Origin of the sequence: Streptomyces sp. NPDC058701, assembly GCF_042715295.1 — a bacterium.
Lineage (GTDB): Bacteria > Actinomycetota > Actinomycetes > Streptomycetales > Streptomycetaceae > Streptomyces.
In genome coordinates, this window is the sequence record NZ_JBHXSY010000047.1 from 36418 (window position 1) to 53271 (window position 16854).

Annotated in this window: 16 protein-coding genes; 10 read left to right on the forward strand and 6 right to left on the reverse strand. The window is 72.7% G+C overall.

Going from position 1 to position 16854, the window contains the following annotated elements:
• Positions 1 to 33 precede the first annotated feature (33 nt).
• Together ACFWW8_RS32350 and ACFWW8_RS32355 are read right to left on the reverse strand one after the other, a co-directional pair.
• Positions 34 to 801, reverse strand: coding sequence for an SDR family NAD(P)-dependent oxidoreductase (locus ACFWW8_RS32350; protein ID WP_267844122.1), 768 nt, complete (start codon positions 799 to 801; stop codon positions 34 to 36).
• Between the two features lie 85 nt (positions 802 to 886).
• Complete coding sequence (locus ACFWW8_RS32355; protein ID WP_386534708.1) at positions 887 to 1222, reverse strand: YnfA family protein; 336 nt, start codon at positions 1220 to 1222, stop codon at positions 887 to 889.
• A gap of 161 nt (positions 1223 to 1383) precedes the next feature.
• Between ACFWW8_RS32355 and ACFWW8_RS32360 the strand changes: the two genes are divergently transcribed.
• Entirely contained in the window at positions 1384 to 1863 is a 480-nt protein-coding gene (locus ACFWW8_RS32360; RefSeq protein WP_386534745.1) for a hypothetical protein, read from the forward strand.
• Positions 1864 to 2233: 370 nt separating this feature from the next.
• Here the strand turns inward: ACFWW8_RS32360 and ACFWW8_RS32365 are convergent, their stop codons facing one another.
• From ACFWW8_RS32365 to ACFWW8_RS32375, 3 genes are all read right to left on the reverse strand, one after another.
• The gene (locus ACFWW8_RS32365) at positions 2234 to 2977 is read right to left on the reverse strand and encodes a Mut7-C RNAse domain-containing protein (RefSeq protein WP_386534711.1); all 744 of its coding nucleotides are present in this window, start codon (positions 2975 to 2977) and stop codon (positions 2234 to 2236) included.
• A 165-nt stretch (positions 2978 to 3142) separates the two neighbouring features.
• Positions 3143 to 3667, reverse strand: coding sequence for a GNAT family N-acetyltransferase (locus ACFWW8_RS32370; protein WP_386534713.1), 525 nt, complete (start codon positions 3665 to 3667; stop codon positions 3143 to 3145).
• A gap of 202 nt (positions 3668 to 3869) precedes the next feature.
• Positions 3870 to 4307 carry a hypothetical protein gene (locus tag ACFWW8_RS32375; RefSeq protein WP_267724140.1) on the reverse strand — a complete coding sequence of 146 codons (438 nt, stop codon included), beginning with the start codon at positions 4305 to 4307 and terminating at the stop codon, positions 3870 to 3872.
• Positions 4308 to 4611: 304 nt separating this feature from the next.
• Here ACFWW8_RS32375 and hemL point away from each other — a divergent pair, with 304 nt between their 5' ends.
• The 7 genes from hemL (at position 4612) to ccsB (ending at position 12383) form a co-directional block, all read left to right on the forward strand.
• On the forward strand, positions 4612 to 5934 hold the full coding sequence (hemL, locus tag ACFWW8_RS32380; RefSeq protein ID WP_386534714.1) for a glutamate-1-semialdehyde 2,1-aminomutase: 1323 nt from the start codon (positions 4612 to 4614) through the stop codon (positions 5932 to 5934).
• The gene (locus tag ACFWW8_RS32385) at positions 5931 to 6701 is read left to right on the forward strand and encodes a histidine phosphatase family protein (protein WP_386534717.1); all 771 of its coding nucleotides are present in this window, start codon (positions 5931 to 5933) and stop codon (positions 6699 to 6701) included. The genes hemL and ACFWW8_RS32385 overlap by 4 nt, the downstream gene beginning before the upstream one ends.
• 146 nt (positions 6702 to 6847) lie before the next feature.
• Positions 6848 to 8071, forward strand: coding sequence for a hypothetical protein (locus ACFWW8_RS32390; RefSeq protein WP_386534720.1), 1224 nt, complete (start codon positions 6848 to 6850; stop codon positions 8069 to 8071).
• Between the two features lie 66 nt (positions 8072 to 8137).
• Positions 8138 to 8782: a TlpA family protein disulfide reductase gene (locus tag ACFWW8_RS32395; RefSeq protein ID WP_386534723.1), complete on the forward strand. Its 645-nt coding sequence runs from the start codon at positions 8138 to 8140 to the stop codon at positions 8780 to 8782.
• Between the two features lie 4 nt (positions 8783 to 8786).
• On the forward strand, positions 8787 to 9572 hold the full coding sequence (locus ACFWW8_RS32400) for a cytochrome c biogenesis CcdA family protein (protein WP_386534725.1): 786 nt from the start codon (positions 8787 to 8789) through the stop codon (positions 9570 to 9572).
• Between the two features lie 13 nt (positions 9573 to 9585).
• Positions 9586 to 11298: a cytochrome c biogenesis protein ResB gene (locus ACFWW8_RS32405; protein ID WP_386534727.1), complete on the forward strand. Its 1713-nt coding sequence runs from the start codon at positions 9586 to 9588 to the stop codon at positions 11296 to 11298.
• Entirely contained in the window at positions 11295 to 12383 is a 1089-nt protein-coding gene (ccsB, locus tag ACFWW8_RS32410; RefSeq protein ID WP_386534729.1) for a c-type cytochrome biogenesis protein CcsB, read from the forward strand. Before ACFWW8_RS32405 ends, ccsB begins: the two co-directional genes overlap by 4 nt.
• Positions 12384 to 12469: 86 nt before the next feature.
• Here the strand turns inward: ccsB and ACFWW8_RS32415 are convergent, their stop codons facing one another.
• The gene (locus ACFWW8_RS32415; protein ID WP_386534732.1) at positions 12470 to 13885 is read right to left on the reverse strand and encodes an MFS transporter; all 1416 of its coding nucleotides are present in this window, start codon (positions 13883 to 13885) and stop codon (positions 12470 to 12472) included.
• A 107-nt stretch (positions 13886 to 13992) separates the two neighbouring features.
• Here ACFWW8_RS32415 and ACFWW8_RS32420 point away from each other — a divergent pair, with 107 nt between their 5' ends.
• A complete protein-coding gene (locus ACFWW8_RS32420) occupies positions 13993 to 14493 on the forward strand; it encodes a LysR family transcriptional regulator (RefSeq protein WP_386534735.1) in 501 nt (166 codons plus the stop codon).
• Positions 14494 to 14721: 228 nt separating this feature from the next.
• Positions 14722 to 16785: a discoidin domain-containing protein gene (locus ACFWW8_RS32425; protein WP_386534737.1), complete on the forward strand. Its 2064-nt coding sequence runs from the start codon at positions 14722 to 14724 to the stop codon at positions 16783 to 16785.
• Positions 16786 to 16854 lie beyond the last annotated feature (69 nt).

The window sequence follows — 16854 nt, forward strand, 5'->3', positions numbered from 1 at the left end:
TACGGGCTCGCGACGGCCCGTACGGCTCGCGCCCTACAGGCCCAGGTCGCGGTGGACCTTCGTGTTCGAGGCCTGGGCGCGGGGGCGGACCACCAGCAGGTCGATGTTGACGTGGCTGGGACGGGTCACCGCCCAGGTGATGGTGTCGGCCACGTCGTCGGCGGAGAGCGGGGCGGCGACGCCCGCGTAGACCTTCTCCGCCTTCTCGGTGTCGCCGCGGAAGCGGGTGGTGGCGAACTCCTCGGTCTTGACCATGCCGGGGGCGATCTCGATGACGCGTACGGGCTGGCCGACGATCTCCAGGCGGAGGGTCTCGGCGAGGACGCGGGCGCCGTTCTTGGCGGCGACGTAGCCGGCTCCGCCCTCGTACGTCGAGTGCCCGGCGGTGGAGGAGAGCACGACGACCGTGCCGTCGCCGGATGCGGTGAGGGCGGGGAGCAGGGCCTGGGTCACGTGGAGGGTGCCGATGACGTTGACCTCGTACATCGTGCGCCAGTCGGCGGGGTCGCCGGTGGCGACGGGTTCGGCGCCGATGGCGCCGCCGGCGTTGTTGACGAGTACGTCGCAGCGCTCCAGGGACGCGGCGAAGGCGTCGACGGCGGCGCGGTCGGTGACGTCGAGGGCGTGGGCGGCGGCGGAGTGGCCGGCCGCGGTGATCTCGGCGGCGAGGGCCTCGATGCGGTCCTTGCGGCGGGCGGTGAGGACCACGTGGTAGCCGGCCGCGGCGAGTTGCCGGGCGGTGGCCGCGCCGATGCCGCTGCTCGCGCCGGTGACTACGGCGGTTCGGGTGGCCGTGCTCATGTGCGGGCTCCTCGCTGTTGCTCGGTCGGTCGTTCGTTCATCCGTACGGGCGCTTCCCCGCCAGCATAGGCGCGGGCGGAGCCGCTCACCGGGCGCGCGGGGCGTACATGATCAGGGCCATGCCGGCCAGGCAGACGAGGGCTCCGGCGACGTCCCAGCGGTCGGGGCGGTAGCCGTCGGCGACCGCGCCCCAGACGAGCGAGCCGGCGACGAAGACCCCGCCGTAGGCGGCGAGGACGCGGGCGAAGTCGCCCTGGGGCTGGAGGGTGGCGACGAAGCCGTAGAGGCCGAGGGCGATGACCCCGGCGCCGATCCAGGCCCAGCCCTTGTGCTCGCGCACGCCCTGCCAGACGAGCCAGGCGCCGCCGATCTCCAGGAGGGCGGCGAGGGCGAAGAGGGCGGCGGAGCGGGCGATCAGCATGGCCCCCACGGTATGCGGGCGCTCCGCGGGCGGGGGCGGGGGCGTGGGCGTGGGCGCGGGCCCGGTCGGGGCGTGGGCAGATGGGGGGTGGGCGCGCCCTCGTTCGTGTGATGGTCCGACCGGACGGGGTGGGTGCTGGCTAGCCTCCGCGCGTGGAGGTGATGGCGGTGCGCCGTGGTGCCGTACGGAGTGTGGTGGTGGCCGGGTTGCTGATGCTCGGCGTGAGTGTGCCGGCGGGAGCCCATGCGTGGGCGGGACCGGAGGCCGACGTGGCGTACCACGGGCGGGTCGCGCTCTCCGAGGGGAAGCTGCGGATCTGGCTGGTCCCGGAGAACGACGGTCCGGCCGCGCTGGCGAACGCGACGGTACGGGTCCGGCTGTCGGCGGACCTCGCGGACCGGCAGGACCTGGCCGGGGGCTGCGCGCGGGCCGGGTTGCGCGAGGTGGTGTGCGAGACGGGGCCGCTGCCGCTGCACGGGCGGGGCCGGCACATCGGGCTGGAACTGGGGCTGCGGGAGCCGGCGGCGGAGGTGGTGGTGCGGGTCGACACGTGGTGGAACGGCGGGGCGACGGACCGCAACCACCTCAACAACGAGCACGTGGTGCTGGCGCTGGACACGGGTGACGCCTACGCCTTCTGAGGGCGTGAGCGGGGGCGACCCCCGCGCGGCCCCGCCCCCCGGGCCCCCGGGGGGCGGACCCCCGGGGGCGGCCGTCCCGGGCAGGAGCCGGGCTGCCACGGCCGCCGCGAGCTCGGGGGCGGTGGCGGTGGCGCGGGGGCGCTCCGGGCGACGACCCGTCGGGCCGTACGAGGACGCAGGCGCGACGGGGCCGGTCCGAGCAGTTCCGCCGCGTCGGTCACGCTCCGGCAGTCTGCCGGCCGGGCCCCCTCCGGAGCGCGGAGCCGGCCACGCCGAACCGGGCCGCGGCGGGGGCCGGCCGGAGCGGGCAGGACCCGCCGCCGGGTCGGGCCGTGCGGGCGCGGGCTGTGCCGGGTCGGGCTGTGCGGGGTCAGGCTGGGCCGGGTGAGGTCGTGCCGAATTCGACGAGCGCTTCGTCGACGATGCGTTCCAGGCGGGCGTGGTGGGCGCCGCGCCAGTAGACGCGCTCGCAGTCCGTGCACTGGGCGAAGACGTCGTAGGTGCGGTGGGTGCCGTCTTCCAGGTGCTCGCCGACGCTGTCCTTGGTGGCCTCGCGGAGCGTGCCGTTGCACGCGGTGCAGCGGGTCCAGGGGGCGAGCGCGGGGGCGAAGCGGCCCAGGATATCGCGCAGTTGCTCGTCGGGGTTGTCGCTGTAGACGTACGCGCCGGCGAAGATCTCGCGCCGGCGCAGCAGTCCGCGGTCGCGGGAGAGCAGCACGCGCTGTTCGGCGGCGGAGCGGGTGGCGAGGGCGGGGTCGCCGATGTCCTCGTTCTCGTACGCGGCGTCGACGCCGAGGAGGCGCAGGCGGCGGGCGAGGGTGCCGAGGTGGACGTCGAGGAGGAAGCGGAGGGGGGCGCCGGGGACGTGCTGGGGGCGGTCGACCGCGAACACCTCGACGGACTGGCCGTCTTGGGGGACGTACGACACGGGTACCTCGTGTCCGTCGACGAGGAGTCGGCCGACCTCGGTGAGCGGGACGCCGGCCGATTCGACGACGTGGCCGATGCTGGAGGCGCCGTCGGTCGGGGTCGGTACGCGTTCCGCGCGCCGGCTGGGCGGGGCGAAGAGGCGCAGTTCAGGGGCGAGGGTGAGCTGAATGCCGGGTCCGTTCACCCGGTCAGCATGCCACTGCCGAGGCGGTGCGGCGGCCGAATTACGGGGCGCCGCCGCCCGCCTCCGCAGCCACCGCCCCCGCCCACCGCCTCCGCAGCCACCGCCCCCGCCTCCGCAGCCCCGGCGCCGGCCGCGCGGGTGCGGTGCCCCGGGGCGGGGGGCGGGCTACGTCAGGGGGTGGCGCCAGTCGTTGCTCGGGTGGGGGACCCCCGGCGGGTACTCGAAGTCGACCTCCCCGAGGCAGGTGAAGCCCGCTCGGCGGCACACCGCGTTGGACGCGGCGTGGTCCGTGCCGGGGAAGGCGTGGACGGCGGCCCGGGTGCCGTGGGTGCGGGCGTACGCGAGCAGTTCCGTGAGGGCGGCCACGGCGAGTCCGCGCCCCTGGTACTCCGGGAAGATGCCCCAGCCGGCCTCGTACACCGGCTCCCCCCGCCAGTCCCGTTCCCAGAAGCCCACCGAGCCGACCGGTTCCGCGGTGTCCGCGAGGGTGACCCGGAACATCCGCCCGGCCGCGGGCTCCCGCACGCTGAGGGCTTCGTACCGCTCTTGGCGGTCGGCGAGCTTCTCCTCGCTCTCCGGGCCGCCCAGGAACCGGGTCATCTCGGCCGAGTTCTTGCGCAGCAGCAGCGGGAAGTCCTCCGGGGCCCAGGTGGTGAGCCGGACCCGGGCGGGGTTCTCTCTTCGCGTCATGCCCGCGAGGCTACGTCCGGTGCCGGGCGGGACACAGCGGTTTGTCGCGGCGCCGTCGGGCGGCGGCGGCCGGTGCGGAACGAGGACGGCGGCCGGTGCGGAGCGCGGACGGCGGCGCACGGAGCGTCGGGAGAGCGCGGCGGGCCGCCGGGGCGCTGAGAGGGCCCGGGGTGCGGCGAGCGGCCGGGGTGGAACGGGAGGGTCAGGGCCAGACCAGGCAGTACGGCTGGTGGCCGGCCTCGTGGAGGCGGTGGGAGAAGTCCTGCCACTCGTGGAGGAGCTGGTAGACGTTGAACGCGTCGCGCGGGCCGCCGCGGTCGGGGACCGTGGACCAGATGAAGGCGGCGGCGCCCACCGACTCCTCGCCGATGCCGCGCAGCGGGTCGACCACGGTCATGGGGAGCTTGACCACCGCGTAGTCGGGGTGGAGGACGACGAGTTCCAGCGGGGGCACCTTGTGCAGGGGTATGCCCTCGATGCCGGTCAGGACCATCGCGGCCACGGTCTCCGGCTTGATCTTGCTGAAGAGGCCGCCCATGCCGAGCTCGTCGCCGCCGAGCTCCTCGGGCCGCATCGTGACCGGGACGCGGGCCGCCGTGGCGCCGTCCGGGGCGCCGAAGTACTTGTACGTCACTCCCATGGCGCGCCCCCGGGGAAGGTCGTCGGGGGCGTCCGGGGGGTTCGGGACGGCGTCGGCCGCCTCGGTGGAGCGGCGGCGGTGCTTGCCGCGACGGCGGGATTCGCGGGCCTCGCGGGCGCGCTGCGGGTCGAGGCCGTCGGTACCCTCGCCCGGTCCACCACCGCGTTGCATATCTCCACCCGACTGGTATTGCCTGCCCCGGCCCCGCGACCCCCGCCACGCAGCCTGATCATCATGGCAGTGACCTCCCCCGCGGCGGCGCGGTGAAACGCCCGTCCGCAAGTCTGTCGCGGCCTCTGAGACCATGGCTGGTGTGAGCTACCCGTACCCGTATGAAGCCCCAGTTTCGCAGACGCTCTTCGAGCGCGCGTCCCTCGTGACCCCCGGCGGCGTGAACTCCCCCGTGCGCGCCTTCCGCGCCGTGGGCGGTACGCCCCGGTTCATGGTGTCCGGCACCGGTCCGTACCTCACGGACGCGGACGGACGGGAGTACGTCGATCTCGTCTGCTCGTGGGGACCGATGATTCTCGGCCATTCCCACCCCGAGGTGATCGCGGCCGTCCAGGCGGCCGTCGCCCGCGGCACGTCCTTCGGTACGCCCGGTGAGGGCGAGGTCGCGCTCGCGGAGGAGATCGTCGCGCGCGTCGAGCCCGTGGAGCAGGTGCGCCTGGTGTCCTCCGGCACCGAGGCGACCATGTCGGCGATCCGGCTGGCACGCGGCTTCACCGGGCGCGCCAAGGTCGTGAAGTTCGCCGGCTGCTACCACGGTCACGTGGACGCGCTGCTGGCCGCCGCCGGTTCCGGCCTCGCGACCTTCGCCCTGCCGGACACCCCCGGGGTGACGGGGGCGCAGGCCGGCGACACGATCGTGCTCCCCTACAACGACCTCGAAGCGGTCCGTGCGGCGTTCGCCGCGCACCCCGGCGAGATCGCCTGTGTGATCACCGAGGCCGCGCCCGGCAACATGGGCGTCGTGACGCCGGCCGCGGGCTTCAACCAGGGCCTCGCCGACCTGTGCCGCGCGGACGGCGCGCTGTACATCTCCGACGAGGTGATGACCGGATTCCGCACCTCGCGCGCGGGCTGGTACGGCGTGGACGGGGTCAGGCCCGACCTGATGACCTTCGGCAAGGTCATGGGCGGCGGCTTCCCGGCCGCGGCCTTCGGCGGCCGGGCGGACGTCATGGGCCACCTCGCGCCCGTCGGTCCCGTCTACCAGGCGGGCACGCTCTCGGGGAACCCCGTCGCCACCGCCGCCGGCCTCGCGCAGCTGCGGCTGCTGGACGACGCGGCGTACGCGAAGATCGACGCGGTGTCGCGGGAGATCCAGGGCCTGGTGACGGCCGCGCTCGCCAAGGAGGGCGTGGCGCACCGGGTGCAGACCGCGTCCAACATGTTCTCCGTCTTCTTCACCGAGGACGAGGTCCGTACGTACGACGACGCGAAGAAGCAGGAGTCCTTCCGCTTCAACGGGTTCTTCCACTCGATGCTGGCGCAGGGCGTCTACCTGCCGCCGTCGGCCTTCGAGTCCTGGTTCGTGTCCACTGCCCACGACGAGCAGGCGGTCGAGCGGATCGCGGCCGCGTTGCCGGCCGCCGCCCGGGCCGCCGCGGAGGCCACCGCATGAGCGCCCCCGGCAACCCCGCCGACAACCCCGCCGGCAGCCCCGCCGACGCCCGTGCCGGTACCGGCGGCGGCAACAGCCGCCTGCCCGGCGACGCGCCCGACTTCACCGTCGTGCACCTGGTGCGCCACGGCGAGGTGCACAATCCCGACGGCGTCCTGTACGGCCGTCGCGCGGGCTACCACCTGTCCGAGCTGGGGCGGCGGATGGCCGACCGGGTCGCCGAGCACCTGGCGGGCCGTGACATCACCCACGTGGTGGCCTCCCCGCTGGAGCGGGCGCAGGAGACGGCCGAGCCGATCGCCAAGAGCCACGGTCTCGACCTGGCCACGGACGCGCGGCTGCTGGAGGCGGGCAACGTCTTCGAGGGCAAGACCTTCGGGGTCGGCGACGGCGCGCTGCGCAGGCCCGGCAACTGGAAGCACCTGACGAACCCGTTCAAGCCCTCCTGGGGCGAGCCGTACGTCGAGCAGGTGGTCCGGATGATGAGCGCGCTGGAGACGGCGCGCGACGCCGCCCGCGGCCACGAGGCCGTCGCGGTCAGCCACCAGCTGCCGATCTGGATCGTGCGCAGCTTCGCGGAGAAGCGCCGGCTGTGGCACGACCCGCGGCGACGTCAGTGCACGCTGGCCTCGCTGACGTCCTTCACGTACCAGGGCGACACCCTGGTGTCGGTGGGTTACAGCGAGCCGGCCCGGGACCTGGTCCCTGCGCACCTGCTGGCGGGTGCGAAGCCGGTGAAGGGCAAGTCGAAGGCGTTCGGCGCCTGATCGACGGTCTGTTACGAACCGTTACAGCTTTACCTAATTAAATATAAGTCGCATGGGAATCACCGTTCCAGTACCGCACAACCCATCGAATTGTCCGTTTATATGGCAATAACGTGTGGGTGGCGGGGGGCGACGAGGACGGTGACATGCGCGACTTCAGTCGAAGGGGAGTGCTCGGACTCGGACTGGGCGCCGTGGCGGCGGCCGGCATCGCCGGCTGCGGTTCCGGTGACGCCGGTTCGGGCGGCCCGGGGCGGGGGGACTCCACTCCCGGCCCGGGCGGACCCCCGGTCAAGTCCATCGGCGACGGTTCCACGGCCGACACCGGACCGCAGCCGAACCAGCCGGAGAAACCCGTGCCGCTCCAGCCGGGCGAGACACCGCCGCAGTTCGTCGTCTTCAGCTGGGACGGCGCGGGCGAGGTCGGCAACGGGCTCTTCCCGCGCTTCCTCAAGCTCGCCAGGGACCACGGCGCGGCCATGACCTTCTTCCTCTCCGGCCTCTACCTCCTGCCCGAGTCGAAGAAGGCCCTCTACCAGCCGCCGAACAACCCCGTCGGCGCCTCGGACATCGGCTACCTCAAGGACGAGAACGTCCGCAACACCCTGACGTGCGTGCGCGAGGCGTGGCTCGACGGCCACGAGGTGGGCACCCACTTCAACGGCCACTTCTGCGGCGGCGCGGGCTCCGTCGGCCGCTGGAGCCCCGAGGACTGGCACAGCGAGATCGACCAGGCCGTGTCATTCGTCACCAACTGGCGCACGAACACCGGCTTCACCGACCTGGAGCCGCTGCCCTTCGACTACCGCAGGGAGCTCGTCGGCTCCCGCACCCCCTGCCTCCTCGGCCGTGAGGCCCTGCTGCCCACCGCCGCAGCCCTGGGCTGGCGCTACGACTCCAGCTCGCCCGGCGGCCTGCAGACCTGGCCGGTGAAGAAGTCGGGGCTCTGGGACCTGCCGCTGCAGTCCCTGCCCTTCCCCGGCCACTCCTTCGAGGTGCTGTCGATGGACTACAACATCCTCGCCAACCAGTCGAAGAACACCACCAGGGGCGTCCCCGGCAACTACCCCGCCTGGCGCTCCCAGGCCACGGCCACCTACCTCGGGGGATTCAGGCGGGCGTACGAGACGAACCGCGCTCCGCTCTTCATCGGCAACCACTTCGAGGAGTGGAACGGGGGCATCTACATGGACGCGGTCGAGGAAGCCCTCAAAGGCATGGCGGACAAAAGGGATGTACGGCTCGTATCCTTCCGGCAGTTCACCGACTGGCTCGACGTCCAGGACCCCGGGGTGCTCGACCGGTTGCGCGGCCTCGCCCCCGGCCGGGCGCCGGCCGGCGGCTGGAACGCGTACCTCGGTACCGCCTGACCAGGGCATTGACAGGGCGCCGGGGGGCGCGGTAGATCGACGGATTGCTCATGCGAAACTTTTCACATGAGCCTTAGCCGCGCACGTGCCCGTCGACGCAGCAGCCGCTCGACCAGCGGTCGCGCCCTCCTGCTGACCGCGGCGACCGCCGCGGGCGTCCTGGTCCTGGCGTCCTGCACGTCAGCGGACGGTGGCGGCAAGCCCTCCGGCGGGTCCGGCGGCAACTACGTCACGGGCCCCTCCGGCATCTCGACGGTCGCCCGCGGCGAGCGCGTCGCGGCGCCCAAGCTCGACGGCGGGACCGTCGACGGCCAGACCCTCGACACCACCACGCTCAAGGGCAAGGTCGTCGTCCTCAACGTGTGGGGCTCCTGGTGCCCGCCGTGCCGCGGCGAGGCCAAGTACTTCGCGAAGGCCTCGAAGGAGTACGCCGACGCCGGCGCGGACGTCGCCTTCGTCGGGATCAACACCCGCGACGCGAACACGCAGAACGCGACCGCGTTCGAGGAGACCTACGGGATCACCTACCCCAGCCTCTTCGACCCCGACGGCAAGTTGATGCTCCGCTTCCCCAAGGGCACGCTGAACCCGCAGGCGATCCCCTCCACGATCGTCCTCGACAAGGAGGGCGGGATCGCCGCCCGCGCACTGGTCGCGATCAACGACGAGCAGCTCCGCTCGATGATCGACCCGCTCGTCGCGGAGAAGTGACCCGGTGATCACCGCCGTCCCCGACCTCCTCCTGGCCGCCGAGCCGACGGGCGTGAACACCACCGTCCTGAACGGGACGCTGCTGCTCGCGCTGCCCATCTCGGTCCTGGCCGGACTCGTCTCCTTCTTCTCGCCCTGCGTGCTCCCGCTGGTCCCCGGCTACCTCTCCTACGTGACCGGGGCCAGCGGCGCCGACCTCGCCGAGGCCCGGCGCGGCCGGATGCTGGCGGGCGCGAGCCTGTTCATCGCCGGCTTCACCGCCGTCTTCGTCTCCACGGGCGCGCTCTTCGGGTTCTTCGGGTCCACGCTCCAGGAGCACCGGGTGCTGATCTCCCGCGTGCTGGGCGCCGTCGTCATCCTGATGGGGCTCTTCTTCATGGGGGCGATCCCCGGCCTGACGATGCGGGAGTTCCGCTTCCACCGGAAGCCGACGGCGGGGCTGCTCGGCGCGCCGCTCCTGGGCGTGCTCTTCGGCGTCGGCTGGGCCCCCTGCATCGGCCCGACCCTGGCGGCCGTCACCACGCTGTCCATGGACCAGGCGAGCGCCGGCCGCGGCGCGCTGCTGACCGTCGCCTACTGCCTGGGCCTGGGCGTGCCCTTCCTCCTCGCCGCGGTCGCCTTCCGCAAGGCGCTCGGCACTTTCAGCTGGGTCAAGCAGCACTATGCGTGGGTGATGCGGATCGGTGGCGGCATGCTGATCCTGACCGGCCTGCTGCTCGTCACAGGAACGTGGGACAGCATCGTCAGCGACATGCGGGACTGGACCCAAGGCTTCACGGTGGGGATCTGAGGACTTAACGCACATGAGTACGACAGACAAGGCGTCCGCCGAGGCGCCGCAGCAATCCGAGGACGCCGCCGAGCCCGCGCTCGGCGCGGCCGGCGCCCAGCTGTCCACCGCCCCGCTGGAGGACTCGCCGGCCGCGGCGGCCGCCGGCATCGGGGTGATCGGCTGGGCCCGCTGGTTCTGGCGCCAGCTCACCTCGATGCGGGTGGCGCTGATCCTGCTCTTCCTGCTGTCGCTGGGCGCCATCCCCGGCTCCCTGATCCCGCAGAGGGACGTCGACGCGATGAAGGTCGCCGAGTGGCAGCGGACCCACGAGTTCTGGGTGCCGCTCGCCGAGAAGCTCCAGCTCTTCGACGTCTACACGTCGTTCTGGTTCTCCGCGATCTACATCCTGCTGTTCGTGTCGCTGATCGGCTGCATCGTGCCGCGCACCTGGCAGTTCGTCGGCCAGCTCCGCGGCCGCCCGCCGGCCGCGCCCCGCCGCCTCGACCGGCTCCCCGCCCACACCACCTGGCGCACCGGGGCCTCCCCCGACGAGGTCCTCGCCCACGCCGAGACGCTGCTGGGCCGGCGCCGGTTCCGCACCGAGGCCGGGACGGGCCACGTCGCGGCGGAGAAGGGCTACCTCCGCGAGACCGGGAACCTCGTCTTCCACCTCGCGCTGATCGTGATGCTGGTCGCTTTCGCCTGGGGCAAGCTCTACACCTCCGAGGGCGGCAAGCTCGTCCTGCGGGGCAGCGGCTTCTCGAACACGCTCACCCAGTACGACGACTTCAAGTCCGGCAGCCTCTTCACCCCCGACGACCTGCCGCCCTTCAGCTTCACGCTGGACAAGTTCGACGCCACGTACGAGGAGACGGGCCCGCAGAAGGGCACCCCGCGCGACTTCAAGGCGTACGTCACCCTCAGCAAGGGCGCCCACGGGGCCCCGCAGAAGGCCGAGATCGAGGTCAACAAGCCGCTCGAAGTCGACGGGGCCAAGGTCTACCTGCTCGGCCACGGCTACGCGCCGGTCATCTCGGTGACCGACCCCACCGGCAAGGTGATCTTCCGCAACGCCGTGCCGATGCTGCCCCAGGACGCGAACCTCACCTCGGCCGGCGCCATCAAGGTCACCGACGGCTACAGGAACAAGAACGGCGAGAAGGAGCAGCTCGGCTTCTCCGCCCAGTTCGTGCCGACCTTCGCGGGCAAGGGCGGCGGCACGATGCTCTCGCAGTTCCCCGCCGCGAACTTCCCCGTCATCGCCCTCAACGCCTACCACGGCAGCCTCGGCGTGGACTCGGGCCTGCCGCAGAACGTGTACCAGCTGGACACGCGCAAGATGCAGCAGTTCAAGAAGGAGAACGGCGACCCGTTCGCCCAGATGCTGCTGCCCAAGGAGACGATGACCCTGCCCGACGGCGCGGGCACCGTGACCTTCGAGGGCATCGAGCGGTGGGCCACCTTCTCCGTGACCCGCCAGCCCGGCAGCGGCCTCGCCCTCGCGGGCGCGATCGCCGCCATCGGGGGACTGGCCGGATCGCTGTTCATCCAGCGCCGCCGGATCTGGGTCCGGGCGGTGCCCGGCAAGGACGGCGTGACCGTCGTCGAAATGGCGGGCCTCGGCCGCAGCGAGTCCGCCAGGCTCCCGCAGGAGCTGGCGGACCTGGCCGCCGTGTTGCACGAGAAGGCGCCCTCGGCGCCCCACCCTGTCGAAGCAGAAGAAGAACAAGGAGAGCGCGGATGACGCTGCTCGCAGCCGCAGCCAACGAGAGTCTGGCTGAGATCAGCAACAAGCTGATCTACGCGTCGATGGCGGTCTACACCCTCGCCTTCTTCGCTCACATCACCGAGTGGGTGTTCGGCAGCCGCAGCAAGGTGGGCCGTACGGCCGCCGCGCTGACCGGGGGCGGGGCAGGGGCACGGGGCTCGGCCCCGGCCGTCCAGGTCCGAGGCCAGGGCGGCACCGCCGTCCTCGACAAGCCGACGGTCGTCACGCGCTCCGCCGCGGGCACCCGCGACGTCCCGGACGGCCCCGGCGCGGCCGGCGGCACCGAGAAGGGCGACCTGTACGGGCGGATCGCGATCTCGCTGACCGTGCTCGCCTTCCTCGTCGAGGCGGCCGGCGTGGTCGCCCGCGCGCTGTCGGTGGAACGGGCCCCCTGGGGCAACATGTACGAGTTCTCGATCACCTTCTCCACGGTGGCCGTCGGCGCGTACCTGGCGCTGCTGGCCCTGGGGAAGAACGTCCGCTGGCTCGGCCTGATCCTCGTCACCACCGTGCTGCTGGACCTCGGCATCGCCGTGACCTGGCTGTACACCGAGAGCGACCAGCTGGTTCCGGCACTGCACTCGTACTGGCTGTGGATCCACGTCTCCACCGCGATCTTCTGCGGCGCGGTCTTCTACATCGGCGCGGCCGGCGCGGTCCTCTACCTCTTCCGCGACTCCTACGAGGCCAAGCTGGCCTCCGGCGGGAAGCCGGGCAGGTTCGCCACCTCCGTCATGGAGCGGCTGCCCTCGGCCGGATCCCTCGACAAGTTCTCGTACCGGATCAACGCCGCCGTCTTCCCGCTGTGGACCTTCACGATCATCGCGGGCGCGATCTGGGCGGGCGACGCCTGGGGTCGCTACTGGGGCTGGGACCCCAAGGAGGTCTGGTCCTTCGTGACCTGGGTGGCCTACGCCTGCTACCTGCACGCCCGCGCCACCGCCGGCTGGAAGGGCCGCAAGGCCGCGTACCTCGCGCTCTTCGCCTTCGCCTGCTGGATCTGGAACTACTACGGCGTCAACATCCTGCTCAGCGGCAAGCACTCGTACGCGGGCCTCTGACCCGTCCGACCCCGCCGCACCCGACCGCACGCCGAAGCCGGTGACCCGCCCCCGTGGCGGGACACCGGCTTCGCCGCGTACGGGGCTCAGGGCCGGGCGCCCGCCGGAGCCGGCTCGGGGGCTGCGTCGAGGTCGCGGCCGGCCGGGGCCGGCCGGCGCAGCCCGGACGCGGTGACCGCGGCCGCCAGGAGCACCGCCGCGAACGGCACGAGCAGCGCGGCCCGGTACCCGTCGAGCGGATCGGCGTACGCGGCGGACACCGCGGTCACCGCGGACAGTCCGAGCGCCGCACCGAACTGGAACGAGGTGTACAGCAGCCCGCCGGCGAGCCCCTGGTCCTCCTCCGCGACGCCCTCGGTCGCCACGATGGTCAGCGGCCCGTAGACGAGGGCGAAGGCGAGCCCCAGCAGGATCAGGCTCGGCAGCATCACCAGGTAGCTCCAGTCGGCGCCGAGCGGCAGGAACAGCCCGTACGCCAAAGCCGCGAGGAGCAGCCCGGCGAAGATCAGCCGGCCGTTGCCGAAGCGGGCCACCAGCCTCGGCACCACCGTGGGCGAGAGCACCGCGTCGATGCCGATGACCACCATCGCGAGGCTGGTCTGGAGCGTGGACCAGCCGCGCAGCTCCTGCAGGTACAGCACGGCCAGGAGCTGGAAGCCGAAGAAGGCGCCCGCGAACAGCAGCCCGGCGGCGTTCGCCCGCAGCAGCGGCCGCGACCGCAGCACCCCGGGGCGGACCAGCGGGTCGGGGGCCCGCCGCTCGACCGCGGCGAACAGTGCCAGCAGCGCCAGCCCCGCGCCCACCGTCGCGGCGGTCCACGCGGCCCCGGCGTGCGCGGCCCGCTCCACGCCGAGCACCAGCAGGACCACCGCCGAGGTCACCAGCAGCCCGCCGGCCAGGTCGAGCCGCTGCCCGGTCGCCCGCCGCGGCCGCGGCGACTTCGGTACGAGGGCCAGGGCGCCCACCAGGATCACCGCGGCCAGCACCACCGGCGCGAAGAACACCCAGCGCCACCCGGCGGAGGTGAGCAGCCCGCCCGCGACCAGGCCGATGGAGAACCCGCCGGCGGCCGTGCCGGAGTAGACGAGCAGGGCCTTGTCGCGCTGCGGCCCCTCGTCGAAGCCGGTGGTGATGACCGACAGCCCGGCCGGGGTCATGAAGGCCGCCGCGACCCCCGTCACGAACCGGGCGGTGATCAGCTGCCAGCCCTCGGTGGCGAGGCCGCCGAGGCCGGAGAAGAGCAGGAAGACGGTGAGCCAGCCGACGAACATCTGCCGCCGCCCGAACAGGTCGGCGGCCCGGCCGCCCAGCAGCATGAACCCGCCGTAGCCGAGGACGTAGGCGCTCATCACCCACTGGAGCTCGCCGGTTTCGAGGCCGAGGTCGGCACGGATGGACGGCAGGGCGACGTTCAGCATCGCGACGTCGATGCCTTCGAGGAAGATCGCGCCGCACAGGACGAGCAGCACGCCCAGGCGGCGGCCGCGGATGGGACTGGACATGGGTGTCCTCACAGAAGGGGGTCGAGGGGGTGACCGTTGCCGGTCCGACCACCCTCGCCCGCCGTCCCGCGGGGAACAACGCCGAAGAACGCAACGTTCGTTCAGTCATGCTTACCGACCGCGACGAGCTGGACTGCTTCCTGATCCTCGCCGGGGAACTGCACTTCGGCCGGACCGCCGAACGCATGCTGCTCTCGCGGGCCCGCGTCAGCCAGCTCGTCCAGCGGCTGGAGCGGCGCGTCGGCGCGCCGCTGTTCCTGCGCACCAGCCGCAGTGTCGCCCTCACCGCCCTCGGCCGCCAGCTGCGCGCCGACCTCGAACCCCACCACCGGGGCATCGCGCGGGCGCTGGAGCGGGCCGCGGCGACGGCCCGCGCCGCCGACGGGGTCCTGCACGTCGGCTTCACCACCCCGCCCGCCGGGGAGCTCGTCCTCAAGGCCGCCGACGCGATGCGCGCCACCCATCCGGGGCTCGCCGTCGAGGTCTGCGAGGTGCCGCTGCGCGCCGCCGACAACTCCGGTGCGGTACGGGCCTTCGCGCGGGCGGCGCTCGAAGCGGCGGGCGGCGGACCGGCGGGGCGGGGCGGCGCAGGGGGCGGGACGGCTTAGCGGGGCGTGCGGGGATGCGTCGGGGATCCGTCGGGGATCCGTCTCCGTCCCCGCAGATCCGACGATCCGTCAGGTCATTCGTCCCGGACCCTTGACTCCGTACCCGGCGGTAGCCATTCTCGACGCACCGATTGTGGGGAACATGTCAACGCCTTGTCCGGGGTTGGCCGCGTCCCCGGACGGTTCCGGTACCCCCGGATCGCGCGCTCCGCCGACCGAGACACGGTGATGACGATGACCCACCCCGCCCGCCGCAGACCGGGCCCGTTCGGCCTGCTGACGCTGTGCCTCGCCGTGGCGGCGCTGCTGCTCGGCCTCGCACCCGCCTCCTCCGCCGACCCCGGCTGGTGGAACCCGACCGCGCGCCCCGCCCCCGACTCCGCCATCAACGTCACCGGCGAGCCCTTCAAGGGCACCGACGCCCAGGGCAAAGTCCGCGGCTTCGTCGACGCCCACGACCACCTGATGTCGAACGAGGGCTTCGGCGGACGCCTGATCTGCGGCAAGCCGTTCTCCGAACAGGGCATCACCGACGCCCTCAAGGACTGTCCGGAGCACTACCCCGACGGCACCCTCGCGATCTTCGACTACATCACCAACGGCGGCGACGGCAAGCACGACCCGGACGGCTGGCCGACCTTCAAGGACTGGCCCGCCCACGACTCGCTGACCCACCAGCAGAACTACTACGCCTGGGTCGAGCGCGCCTGGCGCGGCGGCCAGCGCATCCTCGTCAACGACCTCGTCACCAACGGGGTCATCTGCTCGGTGTACTTCTTCAAGGACCGCGGCTGCGACGAGATGACCGCCATCCGGCTGGAGGCGCGGAAGACGTACGACATGCAGGCCTACATCGACACGATGTACGGCGGCGCCGGCAAGGGCTGGTTCCGGATCGTCACCGACTCCACGCAGGCCCGCCAGGTCATCGAACAGGGCAAGCTGGCCGTCGTCCTCGGGGTCGAGACCTCCGAGCCGTTCGGCTGCAAGCAGATCCTCGACATCGCCCAGTGCAGCCGCGCCGACGTGGACCGGGGCCTGGACGAGCTGCACGCCCTGGGCGTGCGCAGCATGTTCCTCTGCCACAAGTTCGACAACGCGCTGTGCGGGGTCCGCTTCGACTCGGGCGCCCTGGGCACGGCCATCAACGTCGGCCAGTTCCTGTCGACCGGCACGTTCTGGCAGACCGAGCGGTGCACCGGCCCGCAGCACGACAACCCGATCGGCCTGGCGGCGGCCCCCTCCGCCGAGAAGCAGCTCCCCGCGGGCGTGTCCGTACCCGCGTACGCCGCCGACGCGCAGTGCAACACCCGCGGCCTCACCGACCTCGGCGAGTACGCCGTCCGCGGGATGATGAAACGCAAGATGATGCTGGAGATCGACCACATGAGCGTCAAGGCCGCGGGCCGGGCCTTCGACATCCTGGAGTCCGAGTCCTACCCCGGCGTCATCTCCTCGCACAGCTGGATGGACATCGACTGGACCGAGCGCCTCTACAAGCTCGGCGGATTCGCCGCCCAGTACATGAGCGGCTCCGAGGCGTTCAGCGCCGAGGCCAAGCGCACGGACGCCCTGCGCGACAAGTACGGCGTCGGCTACGGATACGGCACCGACATGAACGGCGTCGGCGGCTGGCCCGGCCCCCGCGGCGCCGACACCCCCAACCCGGTGCGGTACCCCTTCCGCAGCACCGACGGCGGATCCGTCATCGACAAGCAGACGACCGGCCAGCGCACCTGGGACCTCAACACCGACGGCGCCTCCCACTACGGCCTGGTCCCCGACTGGATCGAGGACGTCCGGATCACCGGCGGACAGGGCGTCGTGGACGACCTCTTCAAGGGCGCCGAGTCCTACCTCGGCACCTGGGGAGGCTCGGAGAAGCACAAGGCCGGCGTGAACCTCGCCGCCCGCGCGCCCGCGGCGGCCAGCTCCGCGGAGTGGAACCCGTTCACGAGCTACGCCCCCGGCCGCGCCGTGGACGGCGACCGGGGCACCCGCTGGGCCAGCGACTGGAGCGACGACCAGTGGCTCCAGATCGACCTCGGGTCCCCGACCCTGGTCGGGCGCGTCACCCTCGACTGGGAACGCGCCCACGCGCGGGCGTACCGCATCGAGCTCTCCGCCGACGGCACGAACTGGCGGACCGCCTGGTCCACCACCGCCGGCGACGGAGGCCTGGACACCGCGCAGTTCACCGGCGTGCCGGCGCGCTACGTGCGCGTCCACGGCGTGGGGCGCGGCACCCAGTGGGGCTACTCGCTCCACGAGGTCGGCGTCTACAGCCGCTGACGGGCACGGTTCGACCCACCGGAGGAACCGCATGGCACGCACGCCGTTGCCCGAGCGACGCCGCCAGCT